This window comes from Limnothrix sp. PR1529 (assembly GCF_002742025.1).
GTDB lineage: Bacteria > Cyanobacteriota > Cyanobacteriia > CACIAM-69d > CACIAM-69d > CACIAM-69d.
Genome location: NZ_LIRO01000116.1, coordinates 80,378 through 101,409, shown reverse-complemented (window position 1 = coordinate 101,409; position 21,032 = coordinate 80,378). Strand labels below are relative to the sequence as shown.

At 52.8% G+C, this 21,032-nt stretch carries 18 protein-coding genes; 7 read left to right on the top strand and 11 right to left on the bottom strand.

The window, feature by feature from the left end:
- Positions 1–214: 214 nt before the first annotated feature.
- Both glyS and AMR42_RS16250 read right to left on the bottom strand, forming a co-directional pair.
- Complete coding sequence (gene glyS, locus AMR42_RS16255) at positions 215–2,371, bottom strand: glycine--tRNA ligase subunit beta (protein WP_099534695.1); 2,157 nt, start codon at positions 2,369–2,371, stop codon at positions 215–217.
- Between the two features lie 198 nt (positions 2,372–2,569).
- On the bottom strand, positions 2,570–3,151 hold the full coding sequence (locus AMR42_RS16250; protein ID WP_143473144.1) for a hypothetical protein: 582 nt from the start codon (positions 3,149–3,151) through the stop codon (positions 2,570–2,572).
- A gap of 214 nt (positions 3,152–3,365) precedes the next feature.
- Between AMR42_RS16250 and AMR42_RS16245 the strand changes: the two genes are divergently transcribed.
- Positions 3,366–3,863: a hypothetical protein gene (locus tag AMR42_RS16245; RefSeq protein WP_099534693.1), complete on the top strand. Its 498-nt coding sequence runs from the start codon at positions 3,366–3,368 to the stop codon at positions 3,861–3,863.
- Here AMR42_RS16245 and AMR42_RS16240 read toward each other — a convergent pair.
- From AMR42_RS16240 to AMR42_RS16230, 3 genes are all read right to left on the bottom strand, one after another.
- Positions 3,860–5,398 carry an adenylate/guanylate cyclase domain-containing protein gene (locus AMR42_RS16240; RefSeq protein WP_143473143.1) on the bottom strand — a complete coding sequence of 513 codons (1,539 nt, stop codon included), beginning with the start codon at positions 5,396–5,398 and terminating at the stop codon, positions 3,860–3,862. The two genes, AMR42_RS16245 and AMR42_RS16240, sit on opposite strands and share 4 nt — an antisense overlap.
- A gap of 381 nt (positions 5,399–5,779) precedes the next feature.
- Entirely contained in the window at positions 5,780–6,199 is a 420-nt protein-coding gene (locus AMR42_RS16235) for a hypothetical protein (protein WP_099534691.1), read from the bottom strand.
- Positions 6,200–6,335: 136 nt separating this feature from the next.
- Positions 6,336–7,106, bottom strand: a complete 771-nt coding sequence (locus AMR42_RS16230; protein WP_099534690.1) for a hypothetical protein — start codon at positions 7,104–7,106, stop codon at positions 6,336–6,338.
- 599 nt (positions 7,107–7,705) lie between these two features.
- Between AMR42_RS16230 and clpB the strand changes: the two genes are divergently transcribed.
- Positions 7,706–10,324 (top strand): ATP-dependent chaperone ClpB, encoded by a 2,619-nt coding sequence (gene clpB / locus AMR42_RS16225; RefSeq protein ID WP_099534689.1) that lies wholly within the window; start codon positions 7,706–7,708, stop codon positions 10,322–10,324.
- A gap of 261 nt (positions 10,325–10,585) precedes the next feature.
- The gene (locus tag AMR42_RS16220) at positions 10,586–11,155 is read left to right on the top strand and encodes a DUF4126 domain-containing protein (RefSeq protein ID WP_099534688.1); all 570 of its coding nucleotides are present in this window, start codon (positions 10,586–10,588) and stop codon (positions 11,153–11,155) included.
- A 21-nt stretch (positions 11,156–11,176) separates the two neighbouring features.
- Here AMR42_RS16220 and AMR42_RS16215 read toward each other — a convergent pair whose 3' ends face one another.
- The 4 genes from AMR42_RS16215 to ahcY form a co-directional block, all read right to left on the bottom strand.
- Complete coding sequence (locus AMR42_RS16215) at positions 11,177–11,773, bottom strand: Uma2 family endonuclease (protein WP_099534687.1); 597 nt, start codon at positions 11,771–11,773, stop codon at positions 11,177–11,179.
- A 68-nt stretch (positions 11,774–11,841) separates the two neighbouring features.
- The gene (ruvX, locus tag AMR42_RS16210; protein WP_099534686.1) at positions 11,842–12,264 is read right to left on the bottom strand and encodes a Holliday junction resolvase RuvX; all 423 of its coding nucleotides are present in this window, start codon (positions 12,262–12,264) and stop codon (positions 11,842–11,844) included.
- Positions 12,265–12,403: 139 nt separating this feature from the next.
- Positions 12,404–13,027, bottom strand: coding sequence for a DedA family protein (locus AMR42_RS16205; protein WP_099534685.1), 624 nt, complete (start codon positions 13,025–13,027; stop codon positions 12,404–12,406).
- A 139-nt stretch (positions 13,028–13,166) separates the two neighbouring features.
- Complete coding sequence (gene ahcY, locus AMR42_RS16200; RefSeq protein ID WP_099534684.1) at positions 13,167–14,456, bottom strand: adenosylhomocysteinase; 1,290 nt, start codon at positions 14,454–14,456, stop codon at positions 13,167–13,169.
- A 215-nt stretch (positions 14,457–14,671) separates the two neighbouring features.
- On the opposite strand from ahcY, the gene AMR42_RS20920 reads away from it, so the two are divergent.
- The 3 genes from AMR42_RS20920 (at position 14,672) to miaB (ending at position 16,777) form a co-directional block, all read left to right on the top strand.
- Entirely contained in the window at positions 14,672–14,956 is a 285-nt protein-coding gene (locus AMR42_RS20920) for a hypothetical protein (RefSeq protein WP_199858222.1), read from the top strand.
- The gene (locus AMR42_RS20915) at positions 14,935–15,354 is read left to right on the top strand and encodes a hypothetical protein (protein ID WP_199858221.1); all 420 of its coding nucleotides are present in this window, start codon (positions 14,935–14,937) and stop codon (positions 15,352–15,354) included. Before AMR42_RS20920 ends, AMR42_RS20915 begins: the two co-directional genes overlap by 22 nt.
- A gap of 67 nt (positions 15,355–15,421) precedes the next feature.
- Positions 15,422–16,777, top strand: coding sequence for a tRNA (N6-isopentenyl adenosine(37)-C2)-methylthiotransferase MiaB (miaB, locus tag AMR42_RS16190; protein ID WP_099534683.1), 1,356 nt, complete (start codon positions 15,422–15,424; stop codon positions 16,775–16,777).
- Positions 16,778–16,908: 131 nt separating this feature from the next.
- Here the strand turns inward: miaB and rnc are convergent, their stop codons facing one another.
- Positions 16,909–17,631 carry a ribonuclease III gene (gene rnc / locus AMR42_RS16185; protein WP_099534682.1) on the bottom strand — a complete coding sequence of 241 codons (723 nt, stop codon included), beginning with the start codon at positions 17,629–17,631 and terminating at the stop codon, positions 16,909–16,911.
- A 790-nt stretch (positions 17,632–18,421) separates the two neighbouring features.
- Positions 18,422–20,281, bottom strand: a complete 1,860-nt coding sequence (locus AMR42_RS16180; RefSeq protein ID WP_099534681.1) for a sensor histidine kinase — start codon at positions 20,279–20,281, stop codon at positions 18,422–18,424.
- Positions 20,282–20,323: 42 nt separating this feature from the next.
- Between AMR42_RS16180 and AMR42_RS20045 the strand changes: the two genes are divergently transcribed.
- Positions 20,324–20,557, top strand: coding sequence for a hypothetical protein (locus AMR42_RS20045; RefSeq protein WP_143473142.1), 234 nt, complete (start codon positions 20,324–20,326; stop codon positions 20,555–20,557).
- Positions 20,558–21,032 lie beyond the last annotated feature (475 nt).

Here is a 21,032-nt window from a genome sequence, read left to right as displayed (position 1 = left end):
CCTGCTCAGTATCCGGTTCAGCAAAAGTTGCCTGGAAAATTTGCCAGATCGGCAAATGTTGTGGTTTTAAGGTTGCGTAGCGCAGGGAACCACAGTTTTGGCAACGGTTCAATATTATAGGGGTGTGGCAGTCTTTTGTCTAGCAATTGATGATTTTGCTACAAAACTGGCAGCACACCCCTTGGCCCTTAGGCCGGAAATGGGGATGAATGCTTTACCCCTTCACGATCGCCCCGAAATCTCCGAGCACCCTGGCATGGTTCCGCAACAGGCCCAGCAGGTTCAGCCGGTTACGCCGCACCGCTTCATCATCCACCATCACCATCACACTTTCGGAACCATCAAAGAAGTTGGCCACCACGGCCGCCGCCTGAGCCAGTTGATCGGCCAGGGGCTGGTAGTTACGGGTTTGGCGCGTGGCTTGGGTGATGGGCAACAGGGCAACCAGGGCATCATAAAACGCCTGTTCTGAGGGTTGCTCAAACAAGGCAGATTTCACGGAAGCAGCGGGATCCAAATCGCTGAAGTTGAGATCGCCCTTGGCGGCCAGTTTGGAGGCGCGGTTGATGGTGGCATAGAGGTTAGCCAATTGCCCCGATCGCCGCAGGGATTGCAAGAACTGTGCCCGTTGCAGCACATCGGCGGGGTCGTAGAGAGCGCGTAGGGCCGCATCGCGATCGCCCGGTTCCCCGACCACTGCCAAGGCCAGGTCGTAATCAATGCCCTGTTCATCTTCGAGCAGGCTGCGGAACCGTTGCACAAAGAATTCCGCCAGTTGCGTGCCCATGCCAGAATCTGCCCAACGATCGACCGATTCCGGCTCAATCAGCGATTCCAAATTCAGAGACCAACCGGCATCCCAAATGATGTTCACCACGGCGTTGGCGGCCCGGCGCAGGGCAAAGGGATCGGAGGATCCGCTCGGCAACAGGCCAATTCGGAACAGGCTGCACAGGGTATCGAGGCGATCGGCCAGGGCCACAATGCGCCCGGTTTGGCTGGTGGGCAAAGCATCGCCCGCGCCCTTGGGTAGGTAATGTTCCCCGATCGCCACCGCCACCGCTTCCGGTTCCCCGCTGGCCCGGGCATACTTCTCGCCCATGATGCCTTGCAACTCTGGGAACTCGAAGACCATGCTGGTCACCAAGTCTGCTTTACAGAGCAGGGCGGCCCAGTTCACCAAGTCCCGATCGTCCGCCGACAGTTGCAGTTGGTGGCAGAGTCGATCGGCCATGGACACGATTCGATCGACCTTGGCCCGCATACTGCCCAATTGGTCTTGGAAGGTGACCGTTTCCAGCTTGGCCAAGTAGCTTTCTAACGGCTTGGCAATATCGGCCTTGTAGAAATACTGGCCATCGCTGAGGCGGGCCCGCACCACTCGTCCATTGCCCTCAGCGATGATGGCGGCCTTGGTCGGATCCCCGTTACTGATGGTGATGAAGTTGGGCAACAGTCGATCGGGCTGGCCCGGTTGATGGACGGGGAAATAGCGCTGATGGGTGACCATGACAGTTTTGGTCACCTCCGACGGCAACTCCAAAAATTCCTGATCAAAACCACCAATTACCGCCGTGGGAAATTCCACCAAGTCCCGCACTTCTTCCAGCAAATCGGGGTCAATTTCCGCTTCTCCACCCAGTTGGGCCGCAGCGGCCTGGGTTTGCTGAATGATCAGCGCCTGCCGTTGCTCGGGATTCACCAGCACGGAAGCCGCGGCCAAGGTAGCCACATAGTCCGTGGCCTGGGCGATCGAAACCGATGCAGGATGCAACACCCGGTGGCCGGTCGTGACTCGATCGGCCGTCAGCACTTCCGCCGGGCGCGTTTCGGTGGCCGCTCGCACGGTCAAAGACACCGGCAACACTTGATCATCCCAAAGGGCAATCAGGCTGCGAATGGGCCGGGGGAATCGGAATTCTCCATCTCCCCAGCGCATAAACCGCTTCCCTTCAAGGGCCAGCACCCATTGGGGAGCCAATTCCTGCAAGAGATCGGGGGTCGATCGCCCCGCCGTGAACACTTCCGCAAAAACAAATTCACCCTTGTCCGTGGCTCGCAACTCCAAATCGCTCAGGGCCACACCATTTTTGCGCGCAAATCCTTCGGCGGCTTTGGTGGGTTGCCCATCCTTGAAGGCAGCACTGGCCGGCGGCCCTTTCACCGCCTCCCGGCGATCGGGCTGGCGATCGGGCAACCCTTCAATCACCAGGGCCAAGCGGCGCGGTGTGGCAAACACCTGCACCGATGTGGCGCTTAGGTTGGCTTCCGCCAAGCTCTGGGGCACGCGATCGCGCCACTGACGCACCGCACTGGCCACAAAACTTGCGGGTAATTCTTCAGTGCCGACCTCAAACAAAAAAGCAGGCATGGGAGCGCTGGAACTCGATGAACAGACTTGAAAAACCTAGCAGATCGCCAGCATAAACGATCCGAAACCATCCGACTGAGGGCGATTGTTTCGTTGCGTTGCGTTGCCTTTGTTAACTGGTCTTCATTGCCTGGCCGTCGTTAACGCGCCCAGCCAGAAGACTGGCCAATCGCCTCAGTCACAGCAGCCATCAGCCCCCTAGGCACGCCCCAGCCACAGAATTCCTGCAATCACCAGCAGCACCAGCAACAACCCAAAGCCCAAAAAGCGATTCTCATGGACAATCAGGGCCGGATCGATCGGCTTTGGCTCCGGCATGGGACGCGATCGGGGCGATCGGCTCGGGGCCTGACCGGTGGCCGCCTTGAACCCCGCACCATCCGCCGCCTCCAAGCTCGATAAGTCGGGAATTTCCGTCAGCCATTCCGGGCGCTTGCTCAACACGGGCGCTTCCAAAATCGCCAACAGCCGGCGAGCTTGCGATCGGGTTTCCAGGTGGGGATGTTTCGTCAGTTGCCGACACAGTTGCAACCCCGCGTCCCGCAGGCCCGCAGCCTCGTAGGCCGTCACCAACCACACCTGCATTTCACCCCCCAAACGCCCATTGGCCGGCAACAGCGCCGCCCCCGTTTCCAAGGACTCGATCGCTTCGCGATAGCGCCCTGCCTCAAACAGCCTCCGCCCCTGGTCATAAAGCGTTTGGGCCCGATCTAGGGTCATGGCCTCAAAATCCGTTACCGGCTTTGGATCGGCCGTCTCTGGCTCCGTACCGGTTTCCACAGCACTCGCCCCCGATGCAGGGTCTAGCGATGAATTCAGCGAGTGAAAGACTGCTTCTTGATCTGGTTGATCTTGCTCTGCCGCCACGCGATCGCCTCAAATTCCTCTCGGTTCAGAGCCTTTAGTTTAACCCCGTGCTCCATAACTCTTTACGCAGCGGCAAGACCTTGGGTTAATCTTAAAGGGCATTTTTTGAGAAACACCACCGCGCGCTATGAAACGGCCGCTCGCGATCGCCGCCCTCACCAGCCTTGGCCTTGGTTTGGCAGGACTGCACATCAACGCCCAAGCCCAAGACCGCAGCGCCCCCGTGGTGGAATGTCGCCGCCCCGTGCCCCTGATGCCCGTTGGTGGCAATGACCCCGAAGTGGTGAAGCGGGTTTCGGCCCCTAGCCTGCTGTTTACGCGCAACAATTGGAACACCGATTTTGTTGTTCCTAGCAATCAAAGCTTTACCAGTTTTCGAGTCAGTTTATTTTTTAAAGACTCCGGCAGCTACAAGTCTGAAATGTTCCTCAAATATGGGGACAGCAGCAACGATCAGTTCTATGACGAACGGGTGAATGCTGAAGCGAATCAACTGGTACAAGTGCCTGCCTATCCACGTCGTCGGCCCGGCCAAAACATTCAACCATTTCAGGTGAACGTGAAGGTAGGCAACACAGGATCGATCGGGAAAGTGTATGTCGTTTCCGTGGATGCTTGCCGTTAGTTCTCAGGGGATTCCTCTAGCCAATAAACCAACATGTCTCCTCGGCCTTTCACAGCAATTACCCCCCGCTGGGTTAATCGATAAAGGCTCGCTTCTCCCCCCAGGCGATCGAACACCGCTTGAGTCACTTGAATTTTGCCTGGCGATCCTTGAGACTCCATGCGGCTGGCCACATTCACCGTGTCCCCCCACAAATCGTAGGCAAACTTTCGCAGCCCAATCACACCCGCCACCACGGGCCCCGAATGGAGTCCCACTCGAATCGAGAGGGGATAGCGGGACGTTTGATTCAATTGCTCGATCGCCCGCTGCATCGCCAAAGCCATGTCCGCCGCCGCCGCATGGTTAGGGTTGGGATTCGGCAAACCTGCCGCCGCCATATAGGCATCGCCAATGGTCTTGATTTTTTCAAGGCCATGGAACTCCGCTAACTGGTCAAATAGCGAAAACATGCGATTGAGTAATTCAATTGTTTCGACCGGTTGCAGTTGCGAAGCCAGGGGCGTGAATCCCACTAAATCTGCAAATAAAACCGTTACTTCTGGGAATAAATCTGCAATTTGGGACGAATCCGTCAGGAGTCGATCGGCAACACTGCGCGGCAAAATATTGGTGAGCAATTGATCCGAACGTCGCTGCTCTTGGCGTAGTTGTTTGCGAACTTCAAATTCAGTGCGAGATAGGCGTTCATAGAGGCCAACCACCAAAGTTGACATCAAAGAAATCCACACCATATCAAACAAAACTTGCCCAGGATCCAAAGGCTCTGGAAAAATTGCCTGACCCATCAAGCCATTGGTCAAAACATAATTCACATAGGCAATGATGTGGGAAATGAGATGCCAATGCCAGCGAAACGGCAGCACGGCCGCGATGCTAAAAAATCCCAACGTCCAACCCTTCAAATCGGGCATGACGGGTGTTCCCCAATGGCTGGGTAAATTAGTCACCACCGAAATCGTGGTTGAAAGCAGTAAAAATAGACCAAATTGGGATGAGAAAATCACTGGATCCAAGCTCAAGCGCTCAGGCCGCTTCGGCTGAATCAGAGGTGGCAATTTTCCACCCTGGCTTAAGGGCTTGGGGACAATATTTTTAGGAGTTGTGTTAGGAGTTGTTGTAGGAGTTGTTTGCCGAGAAACAGCAGAATAGCCCTCCGCAGTCGATGCCGGAACCAAATATCGTTCAGTTAAAGACTGGGTTTCACGGCTGCCAGCAAAAATTAAAACAATTGCCATCAAATGGCGAATTAAACGCACGCTGAACAGGTCGCCTTTACTGGATTCTTCAAAGGCAATCAGAATTGAGAACGTGCTGAAATAAATGACTCCTAGGCGAAATCCCAGCATCAAGCGCTGATGAATCAGTGCCGATCGCCAGGCGACATAACTATCAAATTCCGCTTCATTGAGATGTCGCCCATCTCCCAAGAGAAGGTTGATGCAACGGGTTAACCAAGCGCGCAACAGACTACGAAAGGATGGGCTACCTCTAGGGCGATTGCGCCAAATCCGTCGCCAAGGGGTCAAGGGCACAGCAAGAGCAAGAGCAGGGAGAGATCGGAGAGTCTTGGAATTTTATTGGAATTTTAACGGAATTGAGCGACGAAATTAGGCAGATTCAGTTGTCAGAATTTGGGATCATTCCCCCAGAAACTTCGACTGATCAGATCTGACGGATCGCAGTAGGCAAATTTGCCTAAATTAATTTGAAAATTGCTAGCGATCAGTTGAAGTTATGGTCAGCCGCCATCAACAATAGCCCGTAGGGTGGGCATTGCCCACCGAATCATTACGTCATGGCATCTACCATATGGCATCTGCAATATGGCGTGCTAATCGTTTTAGGTAAGGGTTGTATGATCAGTCGCCATCAACAGGCATCAATTGACATTGAGAAAATGTCCTGAACAGCAATTAATTGGGACGGTAGGGATCGATCGAGGGATAGGGGCCAAATTGTACTTGGCGCAATCCACAGAGATCATAGGGCTGTTCTTCCAAGACCGTCTGGGAACCATCAGAATAAATGGCTTTGATTTTGTAGTTACACCCAGATTGATAAAGGTTGTCGTAATTAAATTCCAAGTCGATCGCTTCACCGGATTTTAAAATGCGATCGCCTAAAAGTTCCTGCCAATCCCCTGAATAGCGAGGTGCAATATAGAGGGCGTATAAACTACGAGGATTATTGTTGCGAAACCGAATCCGCGCAATGCGGTTTTCCGGTCGGGTATTGTCCCATTGGGCGAAGGCTCCTTCGATCGCTGTGCCGAGGACTGTAACCCCGATCAGACCCATGGCAATCAGTTGGCTGCTCCACCGCTTGAAATTCATAACTCAGGCTCTCTGCGTGAGGTTGCAATTGAGAAAAAGATTGCGTCCAGTGTACGCGCGATTGTTCAGTCCCTGCTAGGGGATGGCGAAAATTGTTGAGAGAATGCTGAATAATTTCTGAGTCATTCCTGCGAAATTAGTCAGAATTCCATTGATCTTGTCGATTATGCAACGTTTTTAGCTCGTTCCGAACCCGATCGCCCAGTTTTAATGCTTCATCAAGTACCTGACCATATTCAAGGGCTTGATCCGTCACCAGTTGCATATGCTGACCCAGGGTAGCCCCTTCAAAGGCATCCACTTGCGCCATCACCACATCTTGGTTTTCACGTAACACCCGTTCCACTTTCAAGGCATTTTCCAGCTCCGATCGCAGTTGGCTCAGGGTGGCAATTGTTTGGGCTTGTTCTTCAGGGCTAATTACCTTTCCAGAGGCTTGGGCCAGTTGAGCCTTCACATCCGTTGCGCGTACCAGTCGATTAAATTTTTCGACCTCTTGGGTCAAGGGCAGGAGCGATCGCAAGGTATCTTGTTTTTTCTCTTCATCCCAAGAAAACCAAATGGACATGGGAATCCCTGTCAGCAAACAAACACCGGCAGACCAGCGCACAATGTTAATGACACTGATTCCGGCAAACAAGCCCAACAGGCGAACTAAGTAAAACCCACCAATGGCAATGGGAATCACAAAAATCCCGAGCAAGATTGCCCAAATAATCGAAAACCAAAATCCATTCCAAGCATATTTCAAGCAACGCTTACCGATTGCTTGCCATTTAGACAATTTGCGATTTTGATACAAGGCTTTAGACAAATCTTGAGCATCTTTGAAAGGAACACCAGTTAGGGTTTGAAAGTCCATAGGCGACAGGAGCAAAGTTTGCCAATCGGTTGTTTTTTCAGTCATATTTTTCACTCATATTCAGTTTCCTTTAATGGTCAGTTTCGCCTGAACTTTACCCGATTTGACGAGCGGCAGATTCGGTCAGCCGTTCCTGATGGGTTGCGATTTGTTTTCTATCCTAAGCAGCTCCCCGCTTTTCGATCGCCCGGTCTGACCGCAACCCACAGCGTCCACTGATTCAACTCAAAGGGCTGACCATCGAACCGATGCAACTGACCCATGCAACTGACCCCGGAACGGCTAGGCCTGACTCAGTTGGCCTTGACTGAAAAGGAGGCGATCGCGCCGCTCCTCAGTGATCTGAATCCCCCTGCACCGCAGCAAAATCACGACCAAATCACGGCAAAATCGCGACAAGGTTGCCGGAAACGGGTAACAGCAGCACCGGGAACAACAGGCGAGCCTGAACGATGACCCGATCGGGAGTGGCTCAGCTCGGCGCGATCGTGTTCCTGCCAGGGTTGCCCCAGACGGCAAACCCCCACCCCTTGGGTCGTAAAAGCCGATCGCGCTCGATCGCCCTCCCTGCCTACAATAACGCTACGGTTGTGCAGCGGAGGCTGATCCCTACCGGAGTAATTCCTGCACACCCCAAACACCCCATGCAACCCACTGATCCCAATAAGTTCACCACCAAGGCTTGGGAAGTGATTGCCCAAATGCCAGAAGTTGCTAAGCAAAATCGCCAACAACAGCTAGAGTCAGAACATTTACTCAAATCATTATTAGAACAAGAGGGATTAGCCACCAGTATTTTTAGCAAGGCCGGGGCCCAGCCCAGTCGCTTACAAGAATTAGCAGATCAATTTTTGCAGAAACAGCCCAAAATTTCCGGTGATATTGGCTCCGTTTATTTGGGACAAAGCCTGGATAAGTTGCTCGATCGGGCCGAGGCTTTTCGCAAGGAATTTGGTGATGAATATCTATCGATCGAACACCTCGTATTGGGGTTTGCCAAGGACGATCGCTGCGGTCGCAAGATTTTTGATGAAGTTGGGCTAAATGAGGCCAAGCTGCGGGAAGCAATTAAACAAGTGAGAGGCAATCAAACCGTGACCGATCGTGATCCAGAAGGAAAATACGAAGCTCTTGAAAAATATGGCCGAGACCTCACCCAATATGCCCGCCAAGGGAAGCTCGATCCAGTCATTGGCCGGGATGATGAAATTCGCCGCACCATTCAAATCTTGTCGCGTCGCACCAAAAATAATCCTGTTTTAATTGGCGAGCCAGGGGTGGGCAAAACCGCGATCGCTGAAGGATTGGCTCAGCGAATTGTTAAAGGAGATGTGCCAGAATCCTTGCAAAATCGCACCCTGATTGCCCTTGACATGGGCGCACTGATTGCTGGGGCCAAATATCGCGGGGAATTTGAAGAACGTCTGAAAGCAGTGCTCAAGGAAGTGACGGATTCTGAAGGGAATATCATTCTCTTCATTGATGAAATTCACACCGTTGTGGGCGCAGGGGCAACGCAGGGGGCCATGGATGCGGGTAATCTCCTAAAACCGATGTTGGCTCGGGGTGAATTGCGCTGTATTGGAGCCACCACCCTTGATGAGTACCGCAAATATATTGAAAAAGATGCGGCATTGGAACGGCGATTCCAACAGGTTTATATTGATCAGCCTTCGGTGGTGGATACGATTTCAATTCTGCGAGGATTGAAAGACCGCTATGAAACTCACCACAACGTCAAGATTTCCGATAGTGCTTTGGTAGCAGCGGCAACCCTTTCTAATCGCTATATTAGCGATCGATTTTTGCCGGACAAGGCGATCGATCTGGTGGATGAAGCCGCAGCCAAGTTGAAAATGGAAGTTACCTCTAAGCCAGAGGAGCTAGATGAAATTGATCGCAAGATTTTGCAACTGGAAATGGAGCGCTTATCCTTGCAAAAGGAGAGTGATTCAGCGTCCAAGGAGCGACTGGAACGGCTCGATCGGGAACTGGCAGACCTGAAGGAAACCCAAAGCCATCTGAACGCCCAATGGCAACAAGAAAAAGATCTGTTGGAGCAGCGAAAAGCCCTCAAGGAACAGATCGATCGGGTGGAACTAGAAATTCAGCAAGCAGAGCGAGACTATGACCTCAACCGGGCCGCTGAATTAAAGTTTGGAACCCTGAATGAACTGCATCAACAATTGCAGACCATCGAACAGACCATTTCGACTCAGCAATCGAGCGGTCAAATTCTGCTGCGAGAAGAAGTCAGTGAATCTGATATTGCTGAAATTATTGCCAAGTGGACTGGCATTCCGGTCAGCAAACTGATTGCTTCCGAAATGGAAAAACTGCTGCATTTGGAAGACGAGCTACACCAACGAGTGATTGGCCAAGATGAGGCCGTCACAGCGGTGGCCGATGCTATTCAGCGATCGCGTGCGGGGTTAGCCGACCCTAACCGCCCGATCGCCAGCTTTATCTTCCTGGGCCCCACGGGTGTGGGCAAAACTGAACTCGCTAAATCCTTGGCGGCTTATCTATTCGACACCGAAGAAGCAATGGTGCGAATTGATATGTCGGAATACATGGAGAAACATGCGGTTTCGCGCTTGGTCGGCGCGCCCCCCGGTTATGTGGGCTATGAAGAAGGCGGACAACTCACAGAAGCCATTCGTCGTCGTCCTTATTCCGTGATTCTGTTTGATGAAATTGAAAAAGCGCACCCGGATGTGTTCAACATCATGCTGCAAATTTTGGATGATGGTCGAGTGACCGATTCCCAAGGGCGCACCGTTGATTTCAAAAACAGCATCATCATTTTGACCAGTAACATTGGCTCCCAATACATTTTGGAATTGGCGGCCGATAACAGTCGCTACGAAGAAATGCGGACGCGGGTGATGGCGGCCATGCGCGAACAATTCCGCCCAGAATTCTTGAACCGAATTGATGACATCATCATTTTTCACGGTCTCGAAAAATCGGAATTGCGCCAAATTATCCAAATTCAAGCCCAGCGATTGGAAGCCCGTTTAGCGGAGAAGAAAATGGCCCTGAAACTGTCAGAAGCGGCGATCGACTTCTTGGCAGAGGTTGGCTACGATCCCACCTACGGCGCACGCCCCTTAAAACGCGCCGTACAACGGGAATTGGAAACCCAAATTGCTAAGTGCATTTTGCGGGGTGAGTTTACCGAAGGTGACACGATTTGGGTTGATATTGAAAACGAGCGACTGGCTTTTAAGCGGCTGACGGCGGACTTGGTGGCACTCTAGGTTAGGCAACGGCGATCGCCCATGGCTCTCGATCGTGCTGAGTGAACCAAAATCGCCTAAAGTTCAAGGCCACTGGGAAATTTCCGAGTCGCATGGGTCGATCGCCCCGAGTTTGTGATTGGAGCGATCGACCCCCATCCTTTGCGGATCTCAACAACCGATCCTGGAAGAAACAGTTCAAAAAGGGGCATTGACTCAAAAAGGGGCATCGATGGTGCAATTACAGACGAGTTCAGGTTTCTATGGGATGCGCCCATTGTCATGGTTGAACTCCTAGCGGTGCTGGCAGCTTCGGCGGCGGGAGGGATGCGCATTGCCCTGCCGCTGTTGTTGATTGGCCTCTTGCAGGGCGATCGCCTCTGGTCACGAGTGCCGCTGCTATCGCAACTGTCGCCGCAATGGGTGCTTGGGGTGCTGGTCAGTTGGTCTCTGTTTGAGCTGTTTGCTTCCAAAAAACTGCTGGGGCAAAGAATTTTGCAGTTGGTGCAATTGGTGTTCAGTCCCTTGGCTGGGGCCGTGATGGGAATGGCGATCGCCCAAGCAGCCGATCGGACGGATCAAATCACCGTGCTGTTGGGAATTGTGGGAGGACTGCTGGCCCTAGTCTTGCAACTGGTGCAGGTGGGCTGGTTTTTTCGATTAGGAGGGCTGCCCCTTTGGGCAATTTTCACCCAAGATGCCCTCTGCATTTTTCTGGTGCTATTTGCCTTTGATGCGCCCACCCAAGGGGGCACGATCGCCCTGATGCTTTTGTGGTTAGCGATTCGCAGTTCCAAGGCCTGGTATTTCCATTACCAAGGACAACCGAACTCATCATCACCCAGAACCTAATGATCAAAATGATCAAAGTGATTAATCAACTGCTAGCCAATCAAAGAGCTGACCCAGCGTGAGTTGAAATTCAGCCGCGAACTCAGGCACAGGCAAGTGATCGTTTGCATCCCGAAAAACTGAAATTTGGCAATCACGATTAATTGTTAAAACACCATTTTGATCGGGGTCAATCAGCCAGCCCATTTGCGTTCCATGCTGAGCACAGTGCAATAGCTTGTCAATGATACCCAGGCTTTCTTGCTTGGGCGATAAGATTTCGATCGCCCAATCTGGAGCTTCGGTAATTGGGTGAGAAACTAATCGATTATTAATGTCACGCGGGATTCGATCCCAAGTCAAAACCACCAAGTCTGGCACAATCGCTCGATCGCCAAAGGTACATCGCAACTCAGAAAAGGCACGGGCAACTTTACGAGTTTTCAAAGCCGCATTGATGGCCGCGCCCAAGTCCATTTGCAGTGCACTATGCTCAATTTGCGGCATTGGTTTTTGAATGATTTTGCCGTTGATGAATTCACTGGCCGGCTGGGTATCGGGCAGGGCCAAAAACTGGTTTAGATCGATCGCCTCTGGGGCTGACTCAGCAGCAACCGGAGCGCTTAGGCTAGCGGTCATTTACCGATCCTCCAAAACCGATGCAGTGGGCTATCTCTTCCCAGGATAGCGACTGGTTCTGACTAAATTCAAATCCGCTGCTCATCCAGCCAGCGTTGCAAAATCGCCGCCGCCGCATAGCGATCGATGCTGCCCTTGTCTCGCGAGGGTTGGAGGCCGCGCGATCGCAACAGTTCCTCGGCTTCCACCGAACTCAGCCGCTCGTCCACCAACACAAACGGCAGCCCGATCGCCGTGGCGTAGCGCTTGGCCCACTTGCGGGCGTTGCGGGTTTGGGCGCTGTCTTCCCCGTCCATCGTCAAGGGCAACCCGGCAATCAACACCGTGGCCTGGCGCTCTTGGACGATCGCCCGCAACGCCGCCACATCTTGCTCAAAAGATTGCCGCTCGATCGTGGCGATCGGGCTGGCCAGTAACCCAAGGCGATCGCACCCCGCCACCCCAATTCGTTTGCGCCCAATATCCAGGGCGATCGCCGCCACTTCTGTCATGGTTGTTGATCTCTAACCGGCTCAATTCATCCCAAATAAATCGGGGCAGGCCCAGCCCACCCCGATTCACGTGACTATTATTTTGGCAGTCATCTCGTAGGGGCGTAACGCCTTACACCCTCCCCCAGTCACCCACTTTTTAGCCGTTACCCTTGTTGCGCAAATCCAGGTTTTTCTTCACCAGCCAAGCCGCAAAGCCCAACACCAAAATCCCCAACACGATCTTAGAAACCGGGCTGAGATATTCGTCAACCAGCTCATAGTTAGAGCCGAGTTTGTAGCCCAAGGTGGTGAGGGCTGCTGTCCAAATGATCGTGCCGAGGGTGGTGTAAATCGTGAAGGGAACGATCGGCATTTCTTCAATCCCCGCCGGGAGTGAAATCAGTGTCCGAATTCCCGGAACCATCCGACCCAAAAACACAGCTTTAGCGCCATGCTTCTGGAACCAGGTTTTGGATTTCCCCACGTCCTCGCCGGAAATGCCGATCCATTTGAAGTATTTATCTGCCCAGCGTTCTAGGCGCTCTTCGTTAACCAGTTTGCCAATGTAGTACCAGGGATAGGCTCCCAACACCGTACCGATTACACCCGCTGCGATCGCCGGAATCAGTTCTAGGTTGTTATTGGGCTGCGAAGCCGTAAACCCCGCCAAGGGCATGATCAATTCGGAAGGAATCGGCGGAAATAGGTTTTCCAAAAACATTAGGAACCCAATGCCGAAATAGCCCAGGGAACCAATAATTTCAACAATCCACTCTTTCATAGAAAGCAAGAATAACGCGGTGAACAAAATCGGTGAGTTGGGTGTGCGATCGCGAAATCAAACATCAAGCCCTTGAGGGCAAGACAAGGGGCTTCAGCCCCTTGCCCCGCACTAGGAATGAGGGTTCAGACTGGGGCGATTATGTGCCTTCAGTCCAGGAGTTCATGTACTCGATCTGTTCAGCGGTCAGGGAGTCGATCGCGATGCCCATGGCCGCCAGCTTCAGACGAGCGATCTCTTGATCCACCTCATCGGGAATCGAGTAGAGACCCGGCTCCAGTTGGCCCTTGTTCTTCACCAAATATTCGCAAGCCAGGGCTTGGTTGGCAAAGCTCATGTCCATCACGGCGCTGGGGTGGCCTTCCGCCGCCGCCAGGTTCACCAAGCGACCTTCGCCCAACACCACCACGGACTTGCCGTTGTTCAGGCGATATTCTTCGGTGAAGTTGCGGACGGTCTTCACTTCCGACGATTGGGCCTTCAGGGCCTTCAGGTCGATTTCCAAATCGAAGTGACCGGAGTTGCAGACGATCGCCCCGTCCTTCATCTTGGCGAAATGCTCGCCGCGAATCACGTGCTTGTTGCCGGTGACGGTGATGAACAGGTCGCCCAGGGCGGCGGCTTCGTCCATCGGCATCACGCGGAAACCATCCATCACGGCTTCGATCGCCGGGACGGGCAGCACTTCGGTGACGATCACGTTTGCGCCCAAACCGCGCGCCCGCATGGCCGTGCCCTTACCGCACCAGCCATAGCCAGCAACCACCACGGTTTTGCCGGCCAACAGGACGTTGGTGGCGCGGATGATCCCGTCGAGGGTCGATTGGCCCGTGCCGTAGCGATTATCGAAGAAATGCTTGGTTTGCGCGTCGTTGACGTTCATGGCCGGGAAGGTCAGCACGCCATCGCGCAGCATGGCCCGCAAACGGACGATGCCGGTGGTGGTTTCTTCGGTGGTGCCAATCAGGTCAGCGATTTGGTCTTGGCGCTGTTGGATCAGGGTGGCGGTCACGTCGGAACCGTCATCAATGATCACGTTCGGCTTGTGGTCGAGGGCAATGTTCACGTGGCGCAGATAGGTTTCGGTATCTTCACCCTTGTAGGCAAAGACCGAGATGCCTTCATCAACCACGAGGCTGGCGGCCACGTCGTCCTGGGTCGAAAGGGGGTTGCTGGCAATCAACACGGCATCCGCGCCACCGGCCTTGAGGGCGATCGCCAAGTGGGCGGTTTCGGTGGTGACGTGGCAACAAGCAACCAGACGCAAACCGGCGAAGGGCTTTTCGGTGGCGAAGCGATCGCGGATTTGGCGCAGCACCGGCATTTCTCGACCCGCCCATTCAATCCGTTGGCGACCCATGGGGGCCAAGGACAGGTCTTTGACTTCGTGTTTCACCAGTTGCGGCAAGCTTACGGGCGCGACGGTCATTGGGTTAGCAATTCCTTACTTGAATCGTTGAGGGGGGAGGGGCAGGCAGCTAGGGCGATCGACCGGATCACATCCGGCTGAGGGGAGATCGTTAGCCTCTTGCAGGTCAACTCAATCAGTGTATCAACTTCGTAACCTGGTGACCGGTCGCCAGGGTTTAGGATCGCCCTCAGGGCGCGGGAAACAAGCGAAAGCTGCTCAAATGGAGACACGGGATGACAACCACAGTGGCGATCGAACAACTAACGCTCCAGGATCTGGAACAGCGGTTGGGTCTCCAGCGCAGTGATGATCCTGATTTCTTTCGGGAGTGGCGCGATCGGTTGCCGGAGTTGGGGGCGATCGAGCGCGATCGGCTGCAACGCATTCAAGCCAGCTATGCCAACTTGGAGCGGCGATCGGTGCTCGAAAATACGGCCAAGTTGGCAGTGGTGGCTCCGCTGTTGGATCTCGCCGGTTTCTTTTGCCGCCGTTCTATATGGATACGGAAACTTCAGTAGAAATTGTGGGCGATCGCCCCGTGGACGCTAACCCAATGGGGGGCGAAAAGCTGCGCGGCCGGGTGGATATTTTGGTGTTGATGGGTCGTTTGTGGGTGTTAGCGATCGAATTCAAGCGGGCTGAATTTTCAGTCAAGGTGGGGATTCCGCAGGTGTTGGGCTATATATTGGCAGCGGCCCCCGATCGACAAGCGCGGTTTAGCTTAGTCACCAATGGCAGTAGTTTTGTATTTTTAAAATTAGCCAAGGTGCTGACATTTCCTGATGATGCCGATACGCCTCTCTACAGTTGGCAGTACGACAAATCACCAGAATTAATTCTCAATCGCGCGGATGATTTGGCCACGGTTTTGCAAGTGATGAAAAAACTCGGGGCGATCGTTAGCCAAAGCGCTTGAATTGGCGTTTGATCCCAATGAAACATCCTGCTTTAGAATAAGGAGTCTCGATCGCCCCGCCAGAGCCATGAGCAACCAACCCCGCCGCTACCACATCACCACCTTCGGCTGTCAGATGAACAAGGCCGACTCCGAGCGGATGGCCGGCATCCTCGACACCATGGGTTTTGCTTGGACTGAAGAACCCGAAGAAGCGGATCTGATTCTCTACAACACCTGCACGATTCGCGACAACGCCGAACAAAAGGTCTATTCCTACCTCGGACGGCAGGCCAAGCGCAAACAAGCCAACCCTGACCTGACGATCGTGGTGGCCGGCTGCGTTGCCCAACAGGAAGGCGAGCAACTGTTGCGGCGCGTGCCCGAGGTGGACTTGATCATGGGGCCGCAGCACGCCAATCGCCTGGAAGACTTGCTGGAGCAGGTGTTCAACGGTAGCCAGGTGGTGGCCACGGAACCCGTCCATATCATGGAAGACATCACGAAGCCTCGCCGGGATAGCAACATTACGGCTTGGGTGAACGTGATTTACGGTTGCAACGAGCGCTGCACCTATTGCGTCGTGCCCGGGGTGCGCGGCGTGGAGCAATCGCGCTATCCCGAGGAAATTCGCCGGGAAATGGAGGAATTGGGTCGCCAGGGCTACAAGGAAGTGACCTTGCTGGGCCAAAACATCGATGCCTATGGGCGCGACTTGCCCGGAAGCTTGCCCGACGGACGGCATAAGTACAACTTCACGGACTTGCTGCGGGAAGTGCATGACGTGGCAGGCATTGAGCGGTTGCGCTTTGCCACCAGCCACCCGCGCTACTTCACGGAGCGGCTGATTCGCACCTGTGCCGAGCTGCCGAAGGTTTGCAAGCACTTCCATATTCCATTCCAGTCGGGCGACAACGAGGTGCTGAAAGCGATGTCGCGTGGTTATACCCACGAGCGCTACCGGCAAATCATCGACACGATTCGCCGCTACATGCCCGATGCGTCGATTAGCGCCGATGCGATCGTTGGTTTCCCCGGTGAAACGGAGGAGCAGTTCCAAAACACGCTGAAGCTGGTTGAGGATATTGGCTTTGATCAGCTCAATACGGCGGCCTATTCGCCTCGGCCGGGTACGCCTGCGGCCCTGTGGGACAACCAGTTGGATGAGGAAACCAAGAGCGATCGCCTGCAACGGTTGAACCATCTGGTGTCGGTCAAGGCGGCGGAGCGATCGCAGCGCTATTTTGGCCGCACGGAATACGTGTTGGTGGAAGATGTGAACCCGAAGAATCCGAGCCAGGTGATGGGCCGCACCGATGGCAATCGGTTGACCTTCTTTGCGGGAGATTTTGCAGAACTGCGCGGCAAAATTGTCCCCGTCAAGATTACGGAGGTACGAGCCTTCAGTTTGACCGGTGAGGCTTTGTTGCCCGCTCTTTGCTAAGACAACCTATTCATATTGGGTGCATATTGGGCGGCGATCGCCCTGAGGTGCGAATTCCCTGGGAGCACAGCCCAAATTAGTTCGCCCAAATTAGTTCGCCCAAATTAGTTCGCCAAAGCTAGTTAAGCCCGTTAGGCCAAGGCCGCTCGCGGCGCGTTCGTGCTGCTGGTGGCCTTCTGGTTGAGGGTTTCCAGGGCAGCGGCGGCGGCGGATTTTTCGGCTTCTTTTTTGGAGCGGCCTTGACCGGTTCCTAAAATCCGAGACCCCAACGAAACTTGGCAGGAAAAGAGGGGGTTGTGATCCTGTCCGGCAATCTTTTGGGTATTGTATTTTGGCAGGGAAAGACCACATTTGTGGGCCCATTCTTGCAGTTGATTTTTCACATCAAGGCTCGATCGCGCCTGGAGTTCTTCGATCGGCACTGCGTCAAACAAGGCTTCCACAAAGGGGCGAACAATCTCCACATCCCCATGTTGATCGAGATAGTAGGCCCCGACCAGAGCTTCAAAAGCGCTGCTGAGTAGGTTGGGATTATGGCGACCTCCCATCTGCTCAACCCCTCGGCTCATGCGCAGTTGCTGACCCAAATTCAGGGCGATCGCAAACTGAGCCAGTTGCTTTTCATCAACGAGGGCCGATCGCCGCCGGGTCATTTCGTCCTCGCCCAAATCGGGAAAGCGGCGATACAAATAGGCCCCACTAACAAAGGTCAAAATTGCATCACCCAAAAATTCCAGTCGCTCGTTATCCTCACCGAGTCGTGGATTTTCCCGCACGAGCGATCGATGGGTGAGTGCCTGAATCAACAGGCTTTGGCAGTTGAACCGAGGCAGCTCCGGCACCAAGTGGGGCATCAGCGACGTTTGGGCGATCGACTCCTGAACAGCAAGGGATTTGGCAGGTCGCGGCCAGGTAACCACCCTAGGGCGTTCGGAACCAGACGGCTGTTGAGCAAAGGCGGTCATAACGGCGTTGAGTCCTTGGATTGGGAGACTTTGGGCATTGGCAATGGGCCAGTGATCCTAAATAGGCAAGAGGCACAACAACAGGACAACTAAAGTTGGGAGCGCCAGCCACCCAATGCAATCACAACTACGGCGCAGCGTCTGATCTTGAATCTCAGCCGAGTTGCTAGCTATGTGGGCTGCGAACCTCAGGACTTTGGCGACTGTTGGCGTTCTTGCATATCAAACCTTTACCGAAACTGGAGCAGAGCTTAAACCCCTATTGGGTTTGGCAGATTATGAGTAGAGATTGTCTTATATGGTTAATACCGTATCGATCAATCGTAAAAAACTCGGGAAGACAATTCTTCAATTCAAACCCGCTCTAAGGGTAGTTTACCGCGCTCGAATAGTTGCAGGCCAAAGCATTGGGGGCTTTTTAAAGGTTTCATCAAGCCCCTTGATCATGAGTGACAGATATCAAATTGGCACGCGATCGCCCAAAGGACTCTTGCTCCTCCATCTAAGAGGATGTCTGAGAAGTATCTTTTAGTGCGGGCCCGGCATCGACACAAGCATTAATAGAAGCGTCAATTATTTTAGGGGCAAGGAGTTTCAGCCCCTTGTCTATGTCGATTGCTGGGGTATCCAGAGCAGCAACTTTGGCTTTTCAGACATCCTCTAGGAGGGCAAATTAATACTAGGAATTGGCGCGATGGATCGGTAACACCACAAGGATTTCCGTTCCTCGATTGAGGGCCGATCGACAGATCAGTTGTCCCCGATGATGTTCCACCACAATTTGATAGGTAATGCTTAGCCCCAAGCCCGTTCCCATGCCCACGGGCTTGGTGGTGAAGAACGGATCGAATAATTTGGGTTGAATGGCTTCGGGAATTCCGGGGCCATTATCCGCGATCGTGATGGTGAGGTGCTCAGAATCGGACAGGGCTGTGGCAATCCGAATTTGACTCGGTTGATTGAGGCATTCTTGGTAGCTTCGTGATCGATCGCGCTCATCCAAGGCATCGATCGCATTGGTCAGCAAATGCATCAACGCTTGATTGAGTTGTCCTGCAAAACAGTCGATCGGGGGAACAGAGCCATAATCACGAATAGTTTGAATTTCCGGACGTTCATTCTGCTCCCGCAATCGATAGCCCAAAATCGTGAGGGCACTCTCGATCGACTCATGCAAATCAATTGTTTTGAATTCTGCCTCGTCCAGCCGCGAAAACACTCGCAGGGATTTCACAATATCGCGAATCCGACCAGTGCCCACTTCCATCGAAGAAAACACGCGATCTAAATCACCTTGAATGAATTCCAAATCGCTTTCTTGAATCGCCTCTTGCAAATGTTGGGGAGGGTTGGGATAGGCTTCTTGATAAAGCGCCACTAGGGCTTGCAACTCCTGGGCATAGTTCTTGGCATGGTAGAGATTGCTATAAACAAAACCCGCTGGATTATTAATTTCATGGGCAATGCCTGCCACCATTTTGCCCAGACTAGACATTTTTTCCGAATGGACGAGGCGACTTTGAGCCTGGTGTAGCTCGCTCATATATAAATCAGCCCATTCAACCAATTGATTAAACGCTATGGATAAATCGGCAGTGGTTCTATCCTCTTGGGTAATCGATGCCCTTAATTTTAAGTTGTTCTCTGTGGTCACTTTCTGAACTGTTTCAGTCAGCTCCAACAGGGGTGTTGTGATCGTTTTGCCGGCCATCAATGACAGGAAAATTCCCAATAGCAAACTCACGAACAAACTACCGCCTACAATCAGCGCCTGAATTTGTCGAATTTCCTGTAGTTGGTCAGTGCCAACATTTTCCTGTTCTTCTACTTTTTCCGCAGTAGTCAGAAGTTCTTGGTGAATGCTGTTCAGTTCTAAATAGAACGATCGATAGGCATCACTCACCAGAAAGTTCACCAGAGTCTGATGGGCCACCTCATATTCCTGAGTCGTGTATCCCGGCCGAAGGGTCAATGACTGTAGCAAGGGAGAAGCAAAGCGCTGATAGTGGCGCATGGACTCATTGAGGCGGTTCATTAATTTCTGCCACTGAGCCGCATCGATTCCATCTTCCTTGTCTTTCATAGTGACCGAGAATTCCACCAACTCTCGGCGCAACTCCGCCAATTTATCGAGGTGTTGTCGTTGGCGATCTTGGAATTGTGATGGATAGCGCAACAAGTACAAAGACTCGAATGGGTAATTAAGAATAACCATCCAGTCGTCTGCAAAGTGCGCTAATTCCTCTTGGCGAATATCAGCAGCCCGAATTTCCGCCACCGTTTGGATGGCATAGCGGTTGCCCACAAATAGGCCAACACTGGTTCCCAAAATGGCTGTAAAAATTGCTGTTCCAGAAGCCCAACACACTTTCCGCGCAATGCTCCAATCGCGCGAAAAATGATTCAAGAGTCGTTGATATTTCCCGATCGTGAGGTCTGCCAAACGCCGTGACCAATTTCCTCGGGCAGCCGATTGAGGACGCGACCAAGGATCCTGTGGAGGGGATGATTGCAGCACGGTACGAGACTTGGCGATCATGGAGAATCAGTCCTGCAAGGAGAGTGAAGCACGACTGGCACAATGGGAAACATGACTCATGAAACTTCACTGAGAAAAGCTGGCTCAATTGATCCTGAAGACTCAACGGAGTTGGATCAATTTTTCAGGCTAATTTCAGTCTTGATTAAGCTTCATTTTCGAGAAATTGAAAAATTATGGATTAATGGCCACTATGGTTGGGGCGATGATTTGGGCGATCGCTCGGTGGGGCAATTCAGACGGGGATTTCTTGAGGAAATTGAAATTCAGATCTGAGATCCGAATTCGTCAATTCATGACCACAATCACCATTCAAAGATTGACAATCAAAGATTAGCAACCAAAGATTGTTTGGCTGATGATTTCTACCGAGAATTTTTGCCCAGATTTAGAGCCAAAGCAATTTTGGCAAGTGGGGTTCATCAGCATAGGCCGATTCAAATTGATGCCAATCGATTCAAATCAACTCAAGTGATTCAACTTGGGTAAATTAGTGAATCAAGTGAATTGGGTGAATGAATTGAAGCGGACTGGGCAGTGACGATTCCGCAAAAACCAAGATTTAGCAATGCGTTTAGGGTTGTTGTATTTGACTTTACTCGCCAAGTGTAAAAATCTAGGGAAGATAGAGGAAAATTTACATCAAACCTAGGAAAAACGGGCTTTTTGGAGGATTTCGCTAAAAAATCTTGGCACAGAGGTCGATCGAGGTGTAAGGCCTGTCGTTATTTCCTGAAATCGGGTGAAAACG

Bases quoted from the DNA above. Each gene is read 5' to 3' on its own strand.
- ahcY (WP_099534684.1), bottom strand. From the start codon at position 14,456: ATGACCGTCGCGCCCGTAAGCTTGCCGCAACTGGTGAAACACGAAGTC.
- AMR42_RS16220 (WP_099534688.1), top strand. From the start codon at position 10,586: ATGGTTGAACTCCTAGCGGTGCTGGCAGCTTCGGCGGCGGGAGGGATG.
- AMR42_RS16230 (WP_099534690.1), bottom strand. From the start codon at position 7,106: ATGACTGAAAAAACAACCGATTGGCAAACTTTGCTCCTGTCGCCTATG.
- ruvX (WP_099534686.1), bottom strand. From the start codon at position 12,264: ATGACAGAAGTGGCGGCGATCGCCCTGGATATTGGGCGCAAACGAATT.
- AMR42_RS16245 (WP_099534693.1), top strand. From the start codon at position 3,366: ATGAAACGGCCGCTCGCGATCGCCGCCCTCACCAGCCTTGGCCTTGGT.
- miaB (WP_099534683.1), top strand. From the start codon at position 15,422: ATGAGCAACCAACCCCGCCGCTACCACATCACCACCTTCGGCTGTCAG.
- AMR42_RS16205 (WP_099534685.1), bottom strand. From the start codon at position 13,027: ATGAAAGAGTGGATTGTTGAAATTATTGGTTCCCTGGGCTATTTCGGC.
- rnc (WP_099534682.1), bottom strand. From the start codon at position 17,631: ATGCCCCACTTGGTGCCGGAGCTGCCTCGGTTCAACTGCCAAAGCCTG.
- AMR42_RS20045 (WP_143473142.1), top strand. From the start codon at position 20,324: ATGGGAAACATGACTCATGAAACTTCACTGAGAAAAGCTGGCTCAATT.
- AMR42_RS20920 (WP_199858222.1), top strand. From the start codon at position 14,672: ATGACAACCACAGTGGCGATCGAACAACTAACGCTCCAGGATCTGGAA.
- AMR42_RS16235 (WP_099534691.1), bottom strand. From the start codon at position 6,199: ATGAATTTCAAGCGGTGGAGCAGCCAACTGATTGCCATGGGTCTGATC.
- AMR42_RS16180 (WP_099534681.1), bottom strand. From the start codon at position 20,281: ATGATCGCCAAGTCTCGTACCGTGCTGCAATCATCCCCTCCACAGGAT.
- AMR42_RS20915 (WP_199858221.1), top strand. From the start codon at position 14,935: ATGGATACGGAAACTTCAGTAGAAATTGTGGGCGATCGCCCCGTGGAC.
- clpB (WP_099534689.1), top strand. From the start codon at position 7,706: ATGCAACCCACTGATCCCAATAAGTTCACCACCAAGGCTTGGGAAGTG.
- glyS (WP_099534695.1), bottom strand. From the start codon at position 2,371: ATGCCTGCTTTTTTGTTTGAGGTCGGCACTGAAGAATTACCCGCAAGT.
- AMR42_RS16215 (WP_099534687.1), bottom strand. From the start codon at position 11,773: ATGACCGCTAGCCTAAGCGCTCCGGTTGCTGCTGAGTCAGCCCCAGAG.